Annotated in this window: 10 protein-coding genes; 4 read left to right on the top strand and 6 right to left on the bottom strand. The window is 56.2% G+C overall.

Going from position 1 to position 14,483, the window contains the following annotated elements; all coding sequences use genetic code 11:
• Positions 1–60 precede the first annotated feature (60 nt).
• The 3 genes from AQ1_RS04595 to prfB all read left to right on the top strand — a co-directional run bounded on the left by AQ1_RS04595 (position 61) and on the right by prfB (position 5,067).
• Positions 61–1,245, top strand: a complete 1,185-nt coding sequence (locus tag AQ1_RS04595; protein ID WP_052370945.1) for an N-acetylmuramoyl-L-alanine amidase — start codon at positions 61–63, stop codon at positions 1,243–1,245.
• A gap of 191 nt (positions 1,246–1,436) precedes the next feature.
• Complete coding sequence (locus AQ1_RS04590) at positions 1,437–3,866, top strand: penicillin-binding protein 1A (RefSeq protein ID WP_042084824.1); 2,430 nt, start codon at positions 1,437–1,439, stop codon at positions 3,864–3,866.
• Positions 3,867–3,935: 69 nt separating this feature from the next.
• Positions 3,936–5,067, top strand: a protein-coding gene (gene prfB, locus AQ1_RS04585; protein WP_150006899.1) for a peptide chain release factor 2 whose coding sequence is annotated in 2 segments (ribosomal slippage) — positions 3,936–4,004 and positions 4,006–5,067 — 1,131 coding nt in all. Because the reading frame shifts where the segments join, the coding sequence is not laid out codon by codon here.
• Positions 5,068–5,082: 15 nt separating this feature from the next.
• Here the strand turns inward: prfB and AQ1_RS04580 are convergent.
• The 4 genes from AQ1_RS04580 to AQ1_RS04565 form a co-directional block, all read right to left on the bottom strand.
• Complete coding sequence (locus tag AQ1_RS04580; protein ID WP_042084724.1) at positions 5,083–7,128, bottom strand: acetyl/propionyl/methylcrotonyl-CoA carboxylase subunit alpha; 2,046 nt, start codon at positions 7,126–7,128, stop codon at positions 5,083–5,085.
• Positions 7,129–7,138: 10 nt separating this feature from the next.
• Entirely contained in the window at positions 7,139–7,933 is a 795-nt protein-coding gene (locus AQ1_RS04575; RefSeq protein WP_042084723.1) for an enoyl-CoA hydratase-related protein, read from the bottom strand.
• An 11-nt stretch (positions 7,934–7,944) separates the two neighbouring features.
• Positions 7,945–9,552 (bottom strand): carboxyl transferase domain-containing protein, encoded by a 1,608-nt coding sequence (locus AQ1_RS04570; protein ID WP_042084721.1) that lies wholly within the window; start codon positions 9,550–9,552, stop codon positions 7,945–7,947.
• A 142-nt stretch (positions 9,553–9,694) separates the two neighbouring features.
• Positions 9,695–10,039 carry a tRNA-binding protein gene (locus tag AQ1_RS04565; protein ID WP_042084719.1) on the bottom strand — a complete coding sequence of 115 codons (345 nt, stop codon included), beginning with the start codon at positions 10,037–10,039 and terminating at the stop codon, positions 9,695–9,697.
• Between the two features lie 122 nt (positions 10,040–10,161).
• Between AQ1_RS04565 and AQ1_RS04560 the strand changes: the two genes are divergently transcribed.
• Positions 10,162–12,165 carry an alpha/beta hydrolase family protein gene (locus AQ1_RS04560; protein WP_052370941.1) on the top strand — a complete coding sequence of 668 codons (2,004 nt, stop codon included), beginning with the start codon at positions 10,162–10,164 and terminating at the stop codon, positions 12,163–12,165.
• A 45-nt stretch (positions 12,166–12,210) separates the two neighbouring features.
• Here the strand turns inward: AQ1_RS04560 and speB are convergent, their stop codons facing one another.
• Positions 12,211–13,149, bottom strand: coding sequence for an agmatinase (gene speB / locus AQ1_RS04555; RefSeq protein WP_042084718.1), 939 nt, complete (start codon positions 13,147–13,149; stop codon positions 12,211–12,213).
• A 201-nt stretch (positions 13,150–13,350) separates the two neighbouring features.
• On the bottom strand, positions 13,351–14,469 hold the full coding sequence (locus tag AQ1_RS04550) for a Glu/Leu/Phe/Val family dehydrogenase (protein ID WP_042084716.1): 1,119 nt from the start codon (positions 14,467–14,469) through the stop codon (positions 13,351–13,353).
• Positions 14,470–14,483: the final 14 nt, after the last annotated feature.

Genomic DNA, 14,483 nt, shown 5'->3' with positions numbered 1-14,483 from the left:
ATGCTCGGGATAGCGTGCGGCTTTAGAACAAGACGGACAGACGAGAGGACAGGCTTGGGCATGCGCTTTTTTCTTGCGCTTATAATGGCGATGATCTGGGCATCCATCGCCATGGCTGCACCGGCGGTGAATGGATTGAGGCTGGGGGAAAATGGCGATCGAACCCGGTTTGTGATCGATATTGATGAGGCGGTCAGCGCCGAGGTATTTACCCTGTCTGATCCCTATCGTCTGGTCATTGATCTGCCCGCCGTTGATTTTCAGCTTGATAGTCAGGGCGTGGGCGATGGGCGCGGCTTGGTCCGGCGTTATCGGTTCGGGCTTTTCGATGAAAAAACATCGCGTTTGGTTCTGGATCTCGAAGGTCCGGTGGCCGTGGATCGGGTGTTTACCCTGCCGCCGCAAGGGCAAAATCTCTATCGTCTTGTTTTCGATCTTAAAAAAACCAGCCGTTCGGAATTTGCCAAAGCCGTTAGACAGCCTCATCGGGTTGTTGAAAGCACAGCATCGCAATCCAATCTGGCCCCGGTGCCATCGGTGCGCGCCGCACGCAATCAGCGGCTGATCGTGATTGATGCCGGGCACGGCGGCAATGATCCCGGCGCACCGGGGGCCGCGGGCAAACCGGAAAAAGCCATCACGCTCGCCGCCGCCATCGAAACGGCGCGGGTGATCAATGCATCGGGGCGTTATCGGGCGGTACTCACCCGGGATCGTGATATTTATCTGCATTTGCGCCAGCGCATCAATGTTGCCCGCAAGGTGAATGCGGATCTGTTCATCTCCCTCCACGCGGATTCCCTGAATAATCGCTCTGTGCGAGGGGCGACGGTTTATACTTTGTCTGAAACCGCATCCGACCGCGAAGCCGCGCAATTGGCCGCCCGGGAAAACAAGGCCGATGTTCTGGCGGGGATGAATCTGGCCGAAGAAGCCCCCGAAGTGGCCAATATCCTGATTGATCTGGCCCAGCGGGAATCGATGAACTATTCCGCGCGCTTTGCCAATTATCTAATCCCCGAATTGAAAAATCGGGTGCAATTGCGGCGTAATTCCCATCGTTTTGCCGGATTTGTGGTTTTAAAAGCGCCGGATGTGCCATCGGTTCTGGTGGAAATGGGGTATATGTCGAACCGCGAAGATGCCCAGTTTCTGGGCTCGCGCGCCGGGCAAACGCAGATTGCCAATGCTTTGCTTGCGGGGATCGACAGCTATTTTGCCGCTCTTGATCGCGAACAATTCTGATATCTTTATTTTGAAAAGCTGAGTTTATAGGCTGGATTGCAGCCATATCAATGCCATATTCATGATCAGGATGTGAAAGGGTCCCAAGGCTTGGGCCCTATGGCTTAGGCATTTGCTTCAACACGGATAGACAGGCTGGAATGAGTCGCAGGAAACGGATAGTCGTCTGGTGTTTGGCCGGGTTCGGTGGCATGGCCCTTTTTTCCGGGCTTTTGCTGGCGGGCGGGGTGATCTATGCCCTGCTGGTTTATGGCCGGGATTTGCCCGATTATCGGCAATTGGCGGATTATGAACCCCCGGTGATGACCCGGGTACATGCGGGCGATGGATCGGTTCTGGCCGAATTTGCCACGGAAAAACGCCTGTTCATTCCGATTGAAGTGATTCCCAAAAGGGTGGTTCACGCCTTTTTATCGGCGGAAGATAAAAATTTCTATCAGCATCCCGGCCTTGATTTCATGGGCATTGCCCGGGCCATGGTGATGAATGTGCGGAATGTTTTTGTGGGCCGTCGGCCTGTGGGGGCCAGCACCATCACGCAGCAGGTTGCCAAGAATTTTCTCCTAACCAATGAAGTGTCTTATGAACGCAAGATCAAGGAAGCCATTCTGGCCTTTCGGATAGAGAAAGCCTTTAGCAAGGATCGCATTCTTGAGCTTTATCTGAATGAGATTTTGTTCGGCTATGGATCTTATGGTCTGGCGGCTGCGGCCTTGAACTATTTTGATAAATCGGTTGATGAACTGACATTGGCGGAAAGCGCCTATCTCGCGGCTCTGCCCAAGGCACCCTATAATTACCATCCTATCCGCCGCAAAGAGGCTGCCATCGGTCGGCGGAATTGGGTTTTGGGGCAGATGCAGGAAAATGGCTATATCAGCAAAGATGCCATGCAAACGGCTCAGGCCCAGCCCCTTGATGTGCGGCCCCGGAGTGCTGCGGCTAATTTTCGCGCCGATTATTACGAAGAAGCCGTGCGGCGCCATCTGGCTCGGGATTATGGCACGGATGAGCTTTATGGCGGCGGCCTTTCGGTGCGCACCAGCCTTGAACCCCGGCTTCAGGCCATTGCCGAAAAAGCCATGCATGATGGTTTGATCGCTTATGATCGCCGCCATGGCTGGCGTGGGCCCATCACCCAGCGGTCGATTGAAGGGGATTGGCCTTCAAGGTTGGCGGCGGTGCCCACAATGCTGGGCATGGCCGATTGGCAGATGGCGCTTGTTCATGATGTGCGGGCGGCAGGGGCGGTGATTGGTCTGGTGGATGGCAGCTATGGCTTCATTCCCTTTGATGAAATGCGCTGGGCGCGGCGCTGGCTGCCCGGCGAACGGGTGAGCCAAAGCCCCGATGATCCCGCCGATGTTTTATCGATTGGCGATGTGATCGCGGTAGAGCCTTTGCCTGATCAGGAAAAGAAAACGGTGCTCGATCGTTTTGTGACCGATGCGGGCGAACCGGTGGGGGCCGTGGGCTCATATGCCCTGCGGCAGATCCCCGCCGTTGAAGGGGCATTGGTGGCCCTTGATCCCCATACGGGCCGGGTTCTGGCAATGGTGGGGGGCTTTGATTTCGCGGCCAGCCAATTCAATCGGGCCACCCAGGCCGAGCGGCAGCCCGGTTCGGCTTTCAAGCCATTCGTTTATGCGGCGGCTTTGGAAGAAGGCTTCACGCCCTCGTCTTTGGTGCTGGATGCGCCTTTTGTGATCGATCAGGGGGAAGGCCAAGGCAAATGGAAGCCGCGCAATTCATCCAATCGTTTTTATGGCCCCTCAACTTTGCGTTTGGGGCTTGAGAAAAGCCGCAATCTGATGACCATTCGGGTGGCGCAATTCATCGGGATGGATAAGGTTCTGGGCTTGGCCAATCGCTTTGGCTTGGCCCAGGGGATGGAGCCTAATCTTGCCCATGCGTTAGGTGCTGGCGAGGTGACCCCCATCGATCTGACGGCGGCCTATGCCATGCTGGTGAATGGCGGCAAAAAGATCGAGCCAAGCCTGATCGACCGGATTCAGGATCGCTATGGCAAAACCATCATGCGCAATGATCAGCGCGATTGCCCGCAATGCGATGCCACGGAATGGCACAATCAGGCGCCACCCACTTTGCCCGATCATCGTCCGCAAATCATCGATCCGCGCATTGCCTATCAGGTGGTTCATATGCTTGAAGGGGTGGTAGAGCGGGGCACCGGTCGGCGGATTCGATCCGTGGGCATCCCCTTGGCTGGCAAAACCGGCACCACCAATGAATCCTTTGATGCCTGGTTTGTGGGCTTTGCCCCCGATCTGGCGGTGGGTGTTTTCGTTGGCTTTGATCAGCCGCGCTCTTTGGGGCCGGGCGAAGAAGGATCAAGCGCTGCCGCCCCCATTTTCAGGGATTTCATGGCCAAAGCCTTTGAAGGCGAGCAGGGCATCCCCTTTCGGATTCCCCAGGGCGTGCGGCTGGTGCGGGTGGATGCGCAAACCGGAGTTCCGGCGCGCCTGGGGGATCAGGATGTCATTTTGGAAGCCTTCATTCCGGGGACCGAACCGAGCGGGGGTGATATCGCGGTGCTTGACGGACCGGGCTCGCTGGCGCTAGACGGCAGGCTAAGAAAAGGAACCGGCGGTCTTTATTAAGGCTTTTCTTATGAAAGAGGCCGTTGGTATGAAACCGATCCCGATTCCGATCCCGATAAAGAGGATGATATGCGCGCTGAAGCCCAGACCATGGTCGATAAAATCAAGCAGTCGCTCGCACTGCTGAGGAGGCATCTTTGACTGGGATGCTGCCCTTGATCGCTTGGAAGAACTGAACGCCGAATCCGAAAATCCTGAATTGTGGAACAATCCCTCTCGGGCTCAGGCTTTGATGCGCGAGCGCACCCGGCTTGATGATGCCATTTCGGCTTTTCGCGTCATGGAGGCGGAGCTCGATGAAACCATCGAAATGATCGAGCTGGCGGAAATGGATGACGATTCCGAGCTCGAGCAGCAAAGTGTGGCTGCTTTGGAAAATCTGGTCAAACGATCGGCCACAAAGGAAGTGGAAAGCCTGCTTTCGGGGGAGGCCGATGGATCGGATTGCTATATCGAAATCCATTCCGGCGCGGGGGGAACCGAAAGCCAGGATTGGGCGGAAATGCTGTTGCGTATGTATATGCGCTGGGCTGAAAAGCGCAAATTCAAGGTGGAAACCATCCAATATTCTGCCGGGGAAGAAGCGGGCATCAAATCCGCGACCCTATTGCTGAAGGGCGATAATGCCTATGGCTGGGCGAAAACCGAATCCGGGGTGCATCGCCTTGTGCGCATCTCGCCTTATGATAGCTCGGCCCGTCGCCATACCAGCTTTGCGTCGGTCTGGGTCTATCCCGTGGTGGATGATAGTATCGAGATTGAGGTTTTGGATAAAGATCTGAAGGTCGATACCTATCGATCATCGGGCGCCGGTGGCCAGCATGTGAATACCACCGATAGTGCCGTGCGCATTACCCATATCCCCAGCGGCATCATCGTGGCCTGCCAAAGCGAACGCTCGCAGCATAAAAACCGGGCCAGCGCCATGTCGATGCTCAAAGCCCGGCTTTATGAGCAGGAATTGCAGCGCCGCGAAGATGCTGCCGCCGCAACCAATGCCACCAAATCGGATATCGGTTGGGGCCATCAGATCAGATCCTATGTGCTGCATCCCTATCAGATGGTGAAGGACCTGCGCACCGGCGTTGAAAGCAGCCAGCCCGATAAGGTGCTGGATGGCGAAATTGATGCCTATCTGGCAGCTGCTTTGGCCATGCGCATCAATGGTAGCGATGCCGCTGTGATCGATGATGCGGATTAAGCTTGGGCGATGATCTTATGATGGCGTGTCGTCCTCGAGCATAATGAGGCGCGCGCCATCTTCTACCTGATCGCCGGCCTTGATCGGAATATCGGCCACGATGCCCGCCTTGGGGGCGGCAAGGCTGTGTTCCATTTTCATCGCTTCCAGCACCAAAAGGGGCTGGCCTTTTTCCACCTTATCCCCCACGGCTACAAACAGATCGAGGATTTTGCCCGGCATGGGGGCCGCCACAACCCCCGGCCCATCGGCCTCTTCATCACTATCGAGATGGGTGTCCATGCGCTTTAATTGGCAATGGCTGCCTTGGGCAAATACATGCACATTGGCCTGATTAACCCGCACGGTGGCGCGCAGGATCTGGCCATCTAGGACAATCTCCAGCCCGCCATCGGGGGTGGAGGTGCGGAGTTCGGCGCTGAGCACATGATCGCCTGTTTCAACACCCGATATCGCCCCTGTCGCCTTGTTAAAATTGATCGCAATCCGCTGTTCCCGGCCACTGGCATCCATGAAGCTATGATGTTCTAAAGCGGGCAGATTGGCTTTCCAGCCATGATTTTGGTGCCATGGCGATGTGGAATCGGCGCTTTTTTGGGTCTGTGCGGCGGCTTCATGGCTGCGCTGGGCGATGATGCCAAGGGCGGCCAAGGCCAGCATAGAGGGGCTTGCCGGTTCGCTGCTGGGCAAAAGATCATCAATATGGCGCGGGATAAAGCCGGTATCCAGATCTACGGCCTGGAAAGCCGGATGATCGATGGTTTTTTGCAGGAACGACAAATTGGTGGCAAATCCGGCGATTTGGGTTTGCGCCAGCGCGCGTTGCAGATGGCTGATCGCCGCATCGCGATCTTCGCCCCAGCAGATGATCTTGGCAATCATCGGATCATAATGCACGCTGATCGCATCGCCTTCGCGCACGCCGGTATCGATCCGGGTGAAATCTTCATCCAAAGGCGGGCGGAAACACTGCAATGTGCCGCTGGCGGGCAAAAAATCCCGGGCCGGGTCTTCGGCATAAAGGCGCACTTCGATGGCATGGCCATCAATCGCCAGATCACCCTGATCCAGCGGCAGGGGTTCGCCCGCCGCCACCCGGATCTGCCATTCCACCAGATCTTCGCCGCTGATCATTTCCGTGACCGGGTGCTCCACCTGCAGCCGGGTATTCATTTCCATGAAATAAAAGGGCGCATCCTTGAGCCCATTTGCCACATCAACGATGAATTCGATGGTGCCTGCACCCTGATAGCCAATGGCAAGGGCCGCCGCCACGGCAGCATCCCCCATGCGCTGGCGCAAAGCGAGGGGCATATCGGGGGCGGGGGCTTCTTCCACCACCTTTTGATGGCGGCGCTGCAAGGAACAATCCCGCTCGAACAGATAAACTGCATGGCCATGCTGATCGGCAAAAACCTGTACCTCGATATGGCGGGGTTTAAGGATGAATTTTTCGATCAGCACATGATCATTGCCAAAAGCCCCCAAGGCTTCACGCTTGGCGGCTTTGAGCGCGGCCGCAAAATCGGTGGCATCATCCACCCGCCGCATCCCTTTGCCGCCGCCGCCCGCTACCGCCTTGATCAAGACCGGAAAGCCGATGCTTTGGGCTTCTTCCAGTAGATTTTCGGGGCTTTGATCCGCCCCCAGATAGCCCGGCACCACCGGCACATCCGCCAAAGACATCAGGCGCTTGGCCTCATCCTTTAAACCCATTTTGCGGATATTGTCGGCGGTGGGGCCGATAAAGCAGATATTATGGGCGGCGCATTTTTCGGCAAAATCGGCATTTTCCGATAAAAAGCCATAGCCGGGGTGAATGGCATCGGCACCGCAGCGCTTGGCGGCTTCAATGATTTTATCGGCCATTAAATAGCTTTGGGCGGCAGGTGATGGCCCGATATGAATGGCTTCATCGGCCAGTTCCACATGCAGGGCATGGGCATCGGCATCGGAATAAACCGCGCAGCTTGCAATATCCATGGCGCGGGCGGTGCGGATCACCCGGCAGGCGATTTCCCCGCGATTGGCGATCAGGATTTTTTTGAAATGACGGCTCATTTTATTCTCTTTATTTTTGCGGTGCCCAATAAGGGGGTCTTTTCTCGAAAAAAGCGGCAAAGCCTTCGCGGGCTTCGGGGGAAATGCGCCGCGTGGCAATGCGGGCGGCGGTTTCATCCCGCAGGGCGGCATCGATGGGCCGATATTTCACCGCACTGATCAGCGCTTTGGCCTCGGCCTGCGCTTGGGGGGCACCTGCCAAAAGCTTTTGGGTGATCAGCTTTTCGGCAGTGATCAAATCACCAGCCGATCCCACCGTTTCATGAACAAGCCCAATTTTCGAGGCTGTTTCGGCATCGAAACGTTCTCCGCTCAAAAAATAGCGGCGGGCGGCGGTTTCCCCGATCTTGGCGATCACATAGGGGCTGATGGTCGCGGGGGTCAGGCCTAAGCGCACCTCGCTCAGCCCAAACAGGGCATCGCGCACGGCAATCACAATATCGCAGCAGGCCACAAGCCCCACACCGCCGCCTAAAGCCGCCCCCTGCACCAAAGCAATGACCGGCTTGGGCGCGCTATTGATGATATGCAGCATCTGCGAAAGCTTTTGGGCATCGCGATGGTTTTCCTGTTCGCTATAGCCTGCAGCCTTTTTCATCCATTCAAGATCGGCACCCGCGCAAAAGCTTTTCCCTTTGGCGGCCAGCACGATCACCCGCACGCTTTCATCGGCGGATAGCTCGGTGAAAGCCTTGTGCAGATCATCGATCAGGGCATCATTAAAGGCATTATGAACCGCCGGGCGATTGAGGCTGATGCGGGCAATACCCGCCTCATCCCGGGTGATTTCCAGATTGTCATTCATTGTCACATTCCCTACATCCTGAAGACGCCAAAGCGGCTTTCGCCGATGGGGGCATTGAGCGCCGCCGAAAGCCCAAGCCCCAAAACCATGCGGGTATCGGCGGGATCGATCACCCCATCATCCCATAAGCGGGCCGAGGCATAATAAGGATGCCCCTGCGCCTCATAGCTCTCGCGGATGGGTTTTTTGAACTCATCTTCGGCACTTTGGCTCCATGTTTCGCCCCGGGCTTCCATGGCATCGCGCTTTACGGTTGCCAGCACATTCGAGGCCTGTTCGCCGCCCATCACCGAAATGCGGGCATTGGGCCACATCCACAAAAAGCGCGGACCATAAGCGCGCCCGCACATGCCATAATTGCCCGCGCCATATGAGCCGCCGATCAAAATGGTGAACTTGGGCACCGCCGCGCAGGCCACCGCTGTCACCATCTTCGCCCCATCGCGGGCGATGCCGCCGGTTTCATATTTTCGCCCAACCATGAAGCCGGTGATATTCTGCAGGAAAACCAGCGGGATGCCGCGCTGGCAGCACAGCTCGATGAAATGCGCCCCCTTCAATGCGGATTCCGAAAATAAAACACCATTATTGGCAATGATCCCCACCGGATAGCCGTGGATATGGGCAAATCCGGTGACCAAAGTGGTGCCATAAAGCTTTTTGAACTCATCAAATTCCGACCCATCCACAAGCCGGGCGATCACCTCGCGCACATCATAGGGCTGGCGGGTATCATGGGGAATGATGCCATGTATTTCCTGGGGATCATAAAGCGGCGGGCGCGGCTCCCGAATTTCAAGGCTCATGGTTTTGCGGCGGTTCAGATTGCCGATGATGCGCCGGGCCTGCATCAGGGCATGGGCATCATTCTGGGCCAGATGATCCACCACCCCCGATATCCGCGCATGCACATCGCCGCCGCCCAGATCCTCGGCGGAAACCACTTCGCCCGTGGCAGCTTTTACCAAAGGCGGCCCGCCGAGAAAAATGGTTCCCTGATTTTGCACGATGATCGATTCATCAGCCATGGCGGGTACATAGGCCCCCCCGGCGGTGCAGCTTCCCATCACCACCGCGATCTGGGGTATGCCCATCGCCGACAGGGTGGCCTGATTGTAAAAAATGCGCCCGAAATGATCGCGATCAGGGAAAACCTCATCCTGATTGGGCAGATTGGCCCCACCGGAATCCACCAGATAAATGCAGGGCAGATTGTTTTCCCGGGCAATTTCCTGGGCCCGCAAATGCTTTTTCACCGTGATAGGAAAGTAGGTGCCGCCCTTCACCGTGGCATCATTGCACAAGATCATGCATTCATGGCCCGATACCCGCCCGATGCCGGTGATCAGCCCGCCTGCGGGGATCTCCGCATCATAAAGCCCGTGGCCGGCAAGCTGCGATAATTCGAGAAAGGGCGATCCCGGATCGAGCAGGGTGGAAACGCGATCGCGCGGCAGCAATTTCCCCCGCGCCAGATGCTTTTCGCGGGCGTGCCTTGGCCCACCCATTGCGATTTTGCCGGCAATGTCTGCCAGATCCGCCACCAGCCCCTGCATATGCCGGGCATTGGCCTTGAAAGCGTCGCTGTCTTTGGAAAGGCTTGTTTTTAATACGGTCATGACCCACTCGGATATGTTGATTTTTTCTGGGCCCATCACGGCTGGATGGGTAAAATCCTTAGACTGATGGTCATCAAGGAGTCTCATCGTCATAAAGGAGTCTGGGCGCGGGGGAAAGGCTTCTTGCGTTCCGATCCTCGCCTCAACCCAATCGGGCGCCATTGGGAACGGCCCGATCCGGCACCGCCAGCATAACCGATCCATCATCCTGATAAATCCCGGTGACCAAACATTCCGACATCATCGGGCCGATCTGCTTGGGCGGGAAATTCACCACCCCCAAAATCTGCCGACCGACCAGAGTTTCCGGCTGATAATGATCGGTGATCTGGGCACTGGTTTTTCTCAGGCCGATCCGGGGCCCGAAATCGATCAACAGCTTATAGGCGGGCTTTTTAGCCTCGGGGAAGGCTTCGGCCTTGATGATCGTTCCGGCGCGTAGCTCCACAGCCATGAATTGATCCCAGCTCAGGCTCGGTTCAGCCATTGGTCAGTGCCTTTCTCGTCATTTCGTTTCTTGTTGATTTCCTGTGTTTGAGGTCTGATCATCCCCAAATATCTTTTGCAATAGTCTAGCTTTATCCACCGTCTGGGGACAAGGAAACAAACATGCCGCAGCCTTCAATCAGGTCTGATCCCGCTGGGACAGGATTTCCGCGCCACCGCTTTTTGGCTTCAGCCATGCGGCTTTTGGCACTGCCGGTTTTTTTCTGCGGTTTCATCACGATGGCCGTGGCGCAGGATTGGCCCTATCCTGGCGATATTCCCGATGTGGGGCCGGTGGCGCCGGGATTGGCGGGGGAAAACCCCACCGATATCGTGCGATATTTGATGGTGCGCGGCATTGGCGGGGCGGCTTTGTCGCCGGATGGAAAAACCCTTGCCTTTACCAGCACGGTCACGGGCATTCCCCAGATCTGGACGGTGCCAGCAAAAGGGGGTTGGCCCCATCAGATCACCTTTGGCGCGGCGGTGACGGAATTTCATTGGCTGCCGCCCTCTGATGAGGACTGGCCATCCCTTCTTTATGCGGCAGACCGCAATGGCGATGAGCGCGAAGCCTATTGGCAGATCAGTGCCGATGGCCGAGCCGAAAGGCAGATTCTCGACCATTCCGAGGCCTATCGCAATTTTGGCAGCTTCTCGCCGGATGGAAAGCGCTTCATCTATGCGTCAACCGCACGGAATGGCACGGATTTCGACCTTTATGTGGCCAATCGCCTGACCGGTGAAAGCCGCATGGTGCATCAGGGTCGCTTTGGCTTTTATGCCGGGCCGTGGCAGCCGGGTGGATCATCGGTAATCATTTCTGAAATCCGGGGCGAGGATGGCAATGATCTGCACCTATTGAATGTGGATGACGGGGCCTTTCAAACCCTGTTTAGCCCTGAAATCAGCGCTTATTATGGCACATTTCAATGGCGACCGGATGGCGCGGGTTTTTATCTGATCAGCGATCATGAGCGGAATTTCAAAGGCCTTGCCTATTATGATCTGGCCTCAAGATCGCTCGATTGGATCGAAACGCCCGATCATGATGTGGATGATCTGGCGCTGTCCCATGATGGGCGCTATCTGATCTGGACCGTGAATGACGGTGGCACTTCAAAGCTTTATGCGCGGGATCTGGCGCAAAACGAAATGATCGAGTCTCCGGCTTTGCCCGCCGGGGTTTATGGCATTGATTTTGCCGATCGGGCGTCGGTTTTGTCGGTTCGGGTCTCGGCTCCCGATATTCCGGGTGCAGTTTATAGCTGGTCGCTTCCGGATGGGGCTTTTGCCCATGCCGCCCGTGCCGAATTGGCGGGTATCGATCCCAGAACGCTGGTGGCCCCGCAATCGGTTTATTTCAAGGCCCGGGATGGGGTTATGCTGCATGGGCTTTTATATCTGCCGGCAAAAAGCCCGGATGGCGTGAAACCACCCGTGGTGATTGATGTGCATGGCGGGCCAACGGCGCAGGCCCGGCCCACATTTTCGGGCGTGACACAATATCTTTTGGGCCGTGGTGTTGCGGTTCTGGATGTGAATGTGCGTGGCTCAACCGGCTTTGGCAAACATTACGCCCGGCTGGATAACCAAAGAAAGCGCCCGGATTCCGTGCGTGATCTGGTGGATGCTTTGGCCTTTTTAAAAGAAGATGGCCGGGTTGATGCGGATCGCGCTGCGGTGATGGGTGGCTCTTATGGGGGCTATATGGTGAATGCTGTTTTGGGCAGCTATCCTGATGCCTTCAAGGCCGGGGTGTCCTTTGTTGGCGTGTCGGATTGGGTGCGGGCTTTGGAAGAAGCCTCGCCGGCGCTGAAGGCATCGGATCGGCTGGAATATGGCGATATCAACGATCCTGATGATCGCGCCTTTTTCGCGGAATTATCGCCCATCACCCGGGCCGATCAGATCAAGGTGCCGATGTTTGTGCAGCATGGCGCCAATGATCCCCGCGATCCGGTCACCGAATCCGACAGGCTGGTGAAAGCCCTGCGCGCCAATGGATTACCGGTTATCTATATGCGCTTTTCCGATGAAGGCCATGGCGTGCGCAAACTTAATAATCGGGTGGCCCTTTATCGCGCTGTGGCCCAATTTCTGGAGCAGCATTTAGGGGTTGAATGATCCCGCAAAGGGCGAGCCCGCCCATAAAAAGGGCAGGCTGATATTTTAATGCAGGGATTGATTGGAAGGTCGCGCCCCGCGTTTTTCGGGCATGCCCAGATGCGCGAAAGACAGGATTTTATAGGCAAGCTTGGCAGCCAGAAAATCACAGCCATGCAAATTGGGTCGGGGGGCCAGTTCGTTGATATCGGCCCCGATGATATCGCCCACATCAGCTGCTTTGCGGATGATCGCCATCACATCATCCCAAAACAGGCCGCCCGGTTCCGGGGTGCCGGTGGCCGGCATCACCGAACCATCGAAACCATCCAGATCAAAGGTCAGATAAATCGGCCGGTCGCGCAAGGGTTCGATGATTTTATCCAATGTCCATAGGGCTTTATCTTTTGCCCAATGGATATGGATGCGATCACGATTATCTTCATAAAAGCCGATTTCGCTTTGTGAGATATTCCTGATTCCCACCGAAACGACCTCCGCCGAGGGATCATCGAGAATCCGGCGAATGGCCGAAGCATGGCTGAATTTTTCCCCATTATAGCCATCGCGCAGATCGGCATGGGCATCGAAATGCAAAACCACCAGATCGGGAACCTGTTCCAGAAATGGCCGGATCGCCCCCGGGGTGATGGAATGTTCGCCCCCGAACACCATGGGAAAACGATCCTGGGATAAAATCTCGCCGGTGATGGCGGCCAGCTGATCCAGTGCCTTTTCAACGGGTTTCTCGATTTTCGGCGGCTCAAGGGTCGCCACCCCATAATGATGCACGGGCTCGAACCAGAATTCTTCGTCAAAAAGCTCCACCTCATGGCTGGCATCAAGCATGGCTTGCGGCCCCTTTGCGGTGCCCCCTTCATAGGAAACCGTGGCTTCCAGCCCAAAGGGAACGATCACCGCCCGGGCTTCTTCGGGGGGTGGGCTGTTTTCGCTGTCAAGACCAAGAAATCCGTCTTCCGACGAAAGATAGCGAAGATCTGTCATGAATATGGTCCTTTCAGCATGGGGCTATCGGAGCGCAAGGGCGAGGCTTTTGGCCGCGCGCGCTTTCTATTACAAAGCCGGGGATGGGTCCAGCCTTAGAAACCTTTATCAGGGATGCTAAGGCCCAAAAAAAACACAAACCACGCCGGGGCATCCGCTGATGTCCCGCGCATGGCTTGAGATGAAAGAGTGCCGCCGTGATTATTCGGCCGCATCTTTCAGGCTTTGGCGCTTGGCATCGATGCGCTGTTCTGCCAGTTCATTGGCAATCCTGCCCGTGGGCTGTTGCTTTTGATCGCTGGTTTCAAAAACCTCGATCAGGGTCTCGGCGATCCGGGCGATTTTTTTGGACCGCTCATGATGGTCGAGATGTTCTTGATAAACCTCTGATTCTACGGAGATGATCCCCCCGGCATTGATGATATAATCGGGGGCATATAAAATGCCGCGCTTTTGCAGGGCGATATCATCCGCCACTTCATCATCGAGCACATTATTGGCAGCGCCAGCGATGATTTTGGCGTTGATCTGCGGGATGGTTTTGGCATTCAAAACCCCACCCAAAGCGCAAGGGGCGAAAATATCGGCATCCACGGCATGGATTTTTTGCACATCCACCACCTCCGCCGGGCCAGCAGCCAAAACACGCTCGATATTTTCCTTCACGATATCGGCAATGATGATCTTCGCCCCGGCTTCACGCAGATGCATGGCCAGATCACGGCCCACATTGCCCACACCCTGAATGGCCACGCTTAACCCGCTCAAGTCCTTGCGGCCGAGCTTATATTTTGCTGCGGCCTCGATCCCGGCGAAAACCCCCAAAGCGGTATGCGGCGAAGGATCGCCTGTGGCAAAATCGCCGCTTTCAAGCCCCACCACATAATTGCTGGTTTGATGGATGATTTCCATATCCTGCGGCTTTGTGCCCACATCTTCGGCGGTATAATATCGGCCGCCCAAACGGGTCAGATGCTCGCCGAATTTTCTGAGCAATTCCGGTGTCTTGATGCTTTTGGGATCGCCGATGATCACCGATTTACCACCGCCGATCCGCAGCCCGGCCATGGCGTTTTTATAGCTCATACCGCGCGAAAGCCGCAAAACATCAAACACCGCATCTTCTTCGGCACGCTTTTGCGCCACTTCAAGGGAAGCCCCGCGATGGGCGGCGGCATAATCCCAAAAACGGCAGCCCCCCACCGCTGGCCCAAGCACTGTGGAATGAATGGCGATGATCGCCTGCAATCCGGTGACCGGATCACTGCAAAAAACCACCTGTTCATGTTTATTGAAGGCGCGTGTGGAAAAAACAGGCATGAGATATCCTTTTA

This window comes from Iodidimonas nitroreducens, from assembly GCA_000710935.1.
In the GTDB taxonomy this organism is placed as follows: domain Bacteria; phylum Pseudomonadota; class Alphaproteobacteria; order Sphingomonadales; family Rhodothalassiaceae; genus Iodidimonas; species Iodidimonas nitroreducens.
Note: the sequence above shows the minus strand (reverse complement) of the source record. Positions and strands in the feature narration are given on the sequence as shown.

What these genes read in the sequence shown, in the direction of transcription:
- AQ1_RS04580 (WP_042084724.1), bottom strand. Translation starts at nt 7,128, where the DNA reads ATGAGCCGTCATTTCAAAAAAATCCTGATCGCCAATCGCGGGGAAATC.
- AQ1_RS04575 (WP_042084723.1), bottom strand. Translation starts at nt 7,933, where the DNA reads ATGAATGACAATCTGGAAATCACCCGGGATGAGGCGGGTATTGCCCGC.
- AQ1_RS04565 (WP_042084719.1), bottom strand. Translation starts at nt 10,039, where the DNA reads ATGGCTGAACCGAGCCTGAGCTGGGATCAATTCATGGCTGTGGAGCTA.
- AQ1_RS04595 (WP_052370945.1), top strand. Translation starts at nt 61, where the DNA reads ATGCGCTTTTTTCTTGCGCTTATAATGGCGATGATCTGGGCATCCATC.
- AQ1_RS04570 (WP_042084721.1), bottom strand. Translation starts at nt 9,552, where the DNA reads ATGACCGTATTAAAAACAAGCCTTTCCAAAGACAGCGACGCTTTCAAG.
- speB (WP_042084718.1), bottom strand. Translation starts at nt 13,149, where the DNA reads ATGACAGATCTTCGCTATCTTTCGTCGGAAGACGGATTTCTTGGTCTT.
- AQ1_RS04590 (WP_042084824.1), top strand. Translation starts at nt 1,437, where the DNA reads ATGGCCCTTTTTTCCGGGCTTTTGCTGGCGGGCGGGGTGATCTATGCC.
- AQ1_RS04550 (WP_042084716.1), bottom strand. Translation starts at nt 14,469, where the DNA reads ATGCCTGTTTTTTCCACACGCGCCTTCAATAAACATGAACAGGTGGTT.
- AQ1_RS04560 (WP_052370941.1), top strand. Translation starts at nt 10,162, where the DNA reads ATGCCGCAGCCTTCAATCAGGTCTGATCCCGCTGGGACAGGATTTCCG.